Annotated in this window: 5 protein-coding genes; 2 read left to right on the top strand and 3 right to left on the bottom strand. The window is 68.6% G+C overall.

Going from position 1 to position 4028, the window contains the following annotated elements; genetic code table 11:
- Positions 1-1328, top strand: a 1328-nt coding sequence (locus VF794_RS15840) for a YecA family protein (RefSeq protein ID WP_331111246.1), incomplete at its 5' end; no start/stop codon positions are given.
- A gap of 31 nt (positions 1329-1359) precedes the next feature.
- On the opposite strand, the gene VF794_RS15835 is transcribed toward VF794_RS15840, so the two are convergent.
- Positions 1360-1752 carry an SET domain-containing protein gene (locus VF794_RS15835; protein WP_331111244.1) on the bottom strand — a complete coding sequence of 131 codons (393 nt, stop codon included), beginning with the start codon at positions 1750-1752 and terminating at the stop codon, positions 1360-1362.
- Positions 1753-1854: 102 nt separating this feature from the next.
- On the opposite strand from VF794_RS15835, the gene VF794_RS15830 reads away from it, so the two are divergent.
- The gene (locus tag VF794_RS15830) at positions 1855-2544 is read left to right on the top strand and encodes a class I SAM-dependent methyltransferase (protein WP_331111243.1); all 690 of its coding nucleotides are present in this window, start codon (positions 1855-1857) and stop codon (positions 2542-2544) included.
- A gap of 28 nt (positions 2545-2572) precedes the next feature.
- Here VF794_RS15830 and VF794_RS15825 read toward each other — a convergent pair whose 3' ends face one another.
- Positions 2573-2752, bottom strand: coding sequence for a hypothetical protein (locus VF794_RS15825; RefSeq protein ID WP_331111242.1), 180 nt, complete (start codon positions 2750-2752; stop codon positions 2573-2575).
- A 305-nt stretch (positions 2753-3057) separates the two neighbouring features.
- The coding region (locus VF794_RS15820; RefSeq protein WP_414640911.1) for an LVIVD repeat-containing protein at positions 3058-4028 on the bottom strand (971 nt) is incomplete at its 5' end.

Here is a 4028-nt window from a genome sequence, read left to right as displayed (position 1 = left end):
CGAGGGTGTCGGGCCTCGTCATTTCTTCCGAGCGGTGCAACGACGTGAGCCGTCAGAAGCCCGGTCGCAATGACCCCTGCCCCTGCGGCAGTGGCAAGAAGTACAAGGCCTGCCATGCCGCCGAGGAGCGCGCGCGGGAAGCGGCGAGCAACCCGCCTCCGGCCGCCGCGCACCCGCTCGCGCAGGACCTCCAGGCGGCGCTGGACATGCTGGGCCAGTCCGACATGTCGCGCGTCTCCGAGACGTTGGAGCGGCTGGGCGAGCTGCTGAAGGAGTGGGGCCCGGCTCCCGGCCTGCGCTTCGACGCCGAGAGCTTCGACAAGCACGTCTCCCGGCAGGTGGAGCGCCTGGAGGAGGCCATCGAAAGGGACCCCGCCCAGGCCAAGCACGCGCTGCGGGTGGGCACGGTGCGCGAGCTGGGGACGCGCGCCTTCCTGGAGCGGCTGCGCACCACGCTGCTGGCCCGGGCCACCACCGCGGGACTCTCCTCCGAGGACCGGCAGGCGTTGTGCCTGGGCGCGCTGCTCGCCTCCACGCCGAAGACCGGCCAGTTCCAGCCCGAGGACAGACCCGTGCTGGACGTGGTGTTCGACGCGCAGTTCCAGGAGTGGAGCATGCGCCAGCGCCAGTCCCTGGCCTCGAAGCTGGAGGTGCTCACCTCCAGCGCGGAGGACATCTCCGACGAGGCCCGCGAGGCGATGCGCAAGGCGGGCGAGGGTGAGATGGAGCCGCTGGTGAAGTACGTGGAGTCGGACCCGAAGCTCGCCGCGCGCATCGCCCACGAGGCGCGGGAGCGCTCGGCGCGGGTGGAGGCCGCCATGCGCGAGCCCACCACGCCCTCGGTCTTCACCCCCGAGGAGCAGGTGTGGCTCACCAGCGTCCTCTGGGAGTCCCTGCGCGCGTTGAAGACGCCCGACCCGGATGCCGACGTCCGGCGCGCGTCGGTGACGAAGTTCCTCGGTGCGGCGAAGGCCGCGCTGGAGGATGACAGGGAGTTCGTCGCGGGCATGCTGGAGCGCATGCGGGCCCGGTCGAAGGACACGACGCTCGACGAGGTGACGCGCGCCTTCTTCACCGATGCGGCCGTGGCCTTCGAGGCGGAGCCGGTGCGCATGGTGCTCGCGGCCATCCTCACCTCACGCAACGAGCCCGAGGCGCGCTCGGCCGAGGAGCAGGTGGTGCGCGCGGACCTCGAGGCCAAGACGTCATGGACGGCCGAGGACCTGGAGCCCTACCGCGAGCTGCTCACGGACATGAAGCTGCCCGTGGCCGTCGAGCGCATCCGCCGCGCCCAGGAGTGGCTGCGCACCCACCCCGTGTCGCTGTAGGAGCAGGGGCGGGACGAGGGGACGTGTCCCCTCACATCCGCTCGGGCTCGATGATGCCCTTGAAGACGTCCCAGCTGTCCTCCATGGTGGCGTAGTTGTCCGTGAGCTCCTCGCCCGGCGCGATGTCGCGAAGCGCCAGCGTGAACTTACGCGTCGAGTCGTTGCCGCAGTTCGGCGTCGGCGAGTGATTCATGAACCGCGCGTGGTCGCCACACAGCACGAGCGTACCCCGCTCGCTGTAGGCATAGCGCGACAGGAACATCTTCATCTCCGGCGACATCCGGGCCACCTCTTCCGGGGTGAACCGTTGATCCACCGGGGGCTCGAACTCCCAGATCACCGTTCCCGTCGGAATGGGTTCGCCCGCGAACAGACCGATGCCATGGATACCTGACGGAGCGATGTGGGCCTTCACACGCAGCATGTTGATCTCTTGTCCTCGACCAGCGGGTCGTCTCCGCCCACAGGGTATGTGCATCGGCCGCTAGACTGAAGACCAATTCCGAGCCTCTCAACCGGAGCCCCCATGACACCGAGCGCGATCCCCTTCCCCCGAGTCCTGCTGCCCCTCTTCACCGCGATGCTCCTATCGACCACGGCGTGCTGCAAGCACCGAGCGGCTCACGGGGCCCACCCCGGGGCGATGCCGCACCGCTTCGAGAACGCGGAGGAGTGGGCCAAGCGCTTCGAGGAGCCGGAGCGGGATGCCTGGCAGAAGCCGGACGAGGTGGTCGCGGCCCTGGCGCTCCCCTCGGACGCGAAGGTGGCGGACATCGGCTCGGGAACGGGCTACTTCGCGATACGGCTGGCGCGGGCGGTGCCTCGGGGACGCGTCTACGGCGTGGACATCGAGCCGGACATGGCGCGCTACCTGGACGAGCGCGCACGGCGCGAGGGCGCGAACAACCTCGAGGTGGTGCTGGGCGAGCCGGGAGACCCCAAGCTGCCGGAACCGGTGGACGTGGCGCTCATCGTGAACACCTACCACCACATCGGAGAGCGCGTGACCTACCTGCGCCAGCTCGGGGAGAAGCTGCGGCCCGGGGCGCGGGTGGTGATCATCGACTTCCGGAAGGAATCACCGAAGGGCCCGCCAGCGGCGCACAAACTGTCCCCCGAGCAGGTGGGGGGCGAGCTGGAGGCGGCGGGTTACAGGTTGGTCCGGGCACATGACTTCCTCCCGGACCAGTACTTCCTGGAGTTCCAGCGGGGCTGAGCCCGCGGGCAGTCCACGAGCGGGTGGCTCACTGATCCAGCAGCGGCTGGGGACCTGGGACGATGTGCGCGATGTCCGGGTCCACGCCGTCGGTGGCGGTCGGACGCTCGGCCTTCAGGCGCTTGCGCTCCTCGCGCTTGACCTCCTTGTCCTGATTGCGCTGCTGACGGGCCCGCTCCTTCTGTCGTTTGATGAATGTGACGGTCATAAGTCTCCAGAGAAGAGAGAGAGTGATGGAAAAGCCCGGTCTCATTCCCGAGATCGGGCCTGTACGGACGGTCCTGGAAGGCATGTAAGCGACCCGCCGAGCAGACGAGAGGCCGAATGGCCGCCCGTCATGCGCTCGAGCGGAGCGCCGTGAGCTTCAAATTAAGCACCTGGACCGGGGCTGTCACCCCATTGGACTTGGGTGTCCGGTATCCAACCGCACTGAATTACCGGATGTTCCCTCAGGTATCACGCGCCGTCGAGTTCAGGGGCCCTTATTTCGACGAAGGGCCCCCGAAGGGGGGATCACGGCTCCGGGAAGAGGAGCAGGCCGCGTGAGGTGTCGATGACGTACACGTACCCGTCCCCGGGCACGCGGATGCCAATGGCCCCCTCGTAGAAGCTCTCGCCCCGGCCCGGATCCGTCTCCCGGAAGGTGTTGAAGTGCGCCACCTCCCTCGGGCTCTCCGGCGTCGACACGTCCAGCACCCTCACCCCGTGGTGGTAGTGCGCCAGGTAGAGCCGCCCCTCCTTCAGCACCATGTTGTGGATGGAGGCGTTCGGCTCCAGCGCGTACGCGCCAATGCGCTGGGGGTTGGCCGGGTCCGTCACGTCCAGCACCCGCAGGTGCGCTCCCCAGTTCTCCCCTCCCTCGAAGGCGATCAGCCGGTCCCCGTACCGCCCCACCGCGTTCGCGTGGCTCGTCGCGTACGGGTACGTGTACGTCCCCAGCTTCCGCGTCTCGCCCGGCTCCTTCACGTCGACGATGAAGTACCCGCCCGACCAGTGGTTGATGTACAGCCGCCCCTCGAAGGCCAGCGCGTCATGCGGGTAGCCCAGCCGCGCATCCAGCGCCGCATCCGGCTCCGCGTACTCGCCCAGCAGCACCGGCGTCAGGGGCTCGCGGACGTCGAAGATGAGCGTCTTGGGCACCGGGTCCGGCGACATCGCGTACAGCCGCTCCCCCTCCACGAACACCGTGTGCACGTCGATCGCCCCCGCTCCCGTCGGGTAGTTGCGCACGTACTGGGGATCCGCGGGATTGGAGATGTCGAAGACGATCACGCCCGAGCTGGCGCTCGCCACATAGAGCGCGTTCCCCTTCGCCCACACCCCGTTCCAGTAGTTGTCCGTCGGCAGGCTGAGCGTCTTCTTCAGCACCGGGGCCGACTTGTCGCTCACGTCGAACACCGTGAGCCCTCCCGGCTCCGCCCCGTCGCGCACCGACACCACGTAGGCATGTCCCCGCGTGACATAGATATCCACGGGCAGTCCCT

This window comes from Archangium sp., assembly GCF_036389735.1.
GTDB lineage: Bacteria > Myxococcota > Myxococcia > Myxococcales > Myxococcaceae > Archangium.
This window is presented reverse-complemented; position numbering and strand designations above follow the sequence as displayed.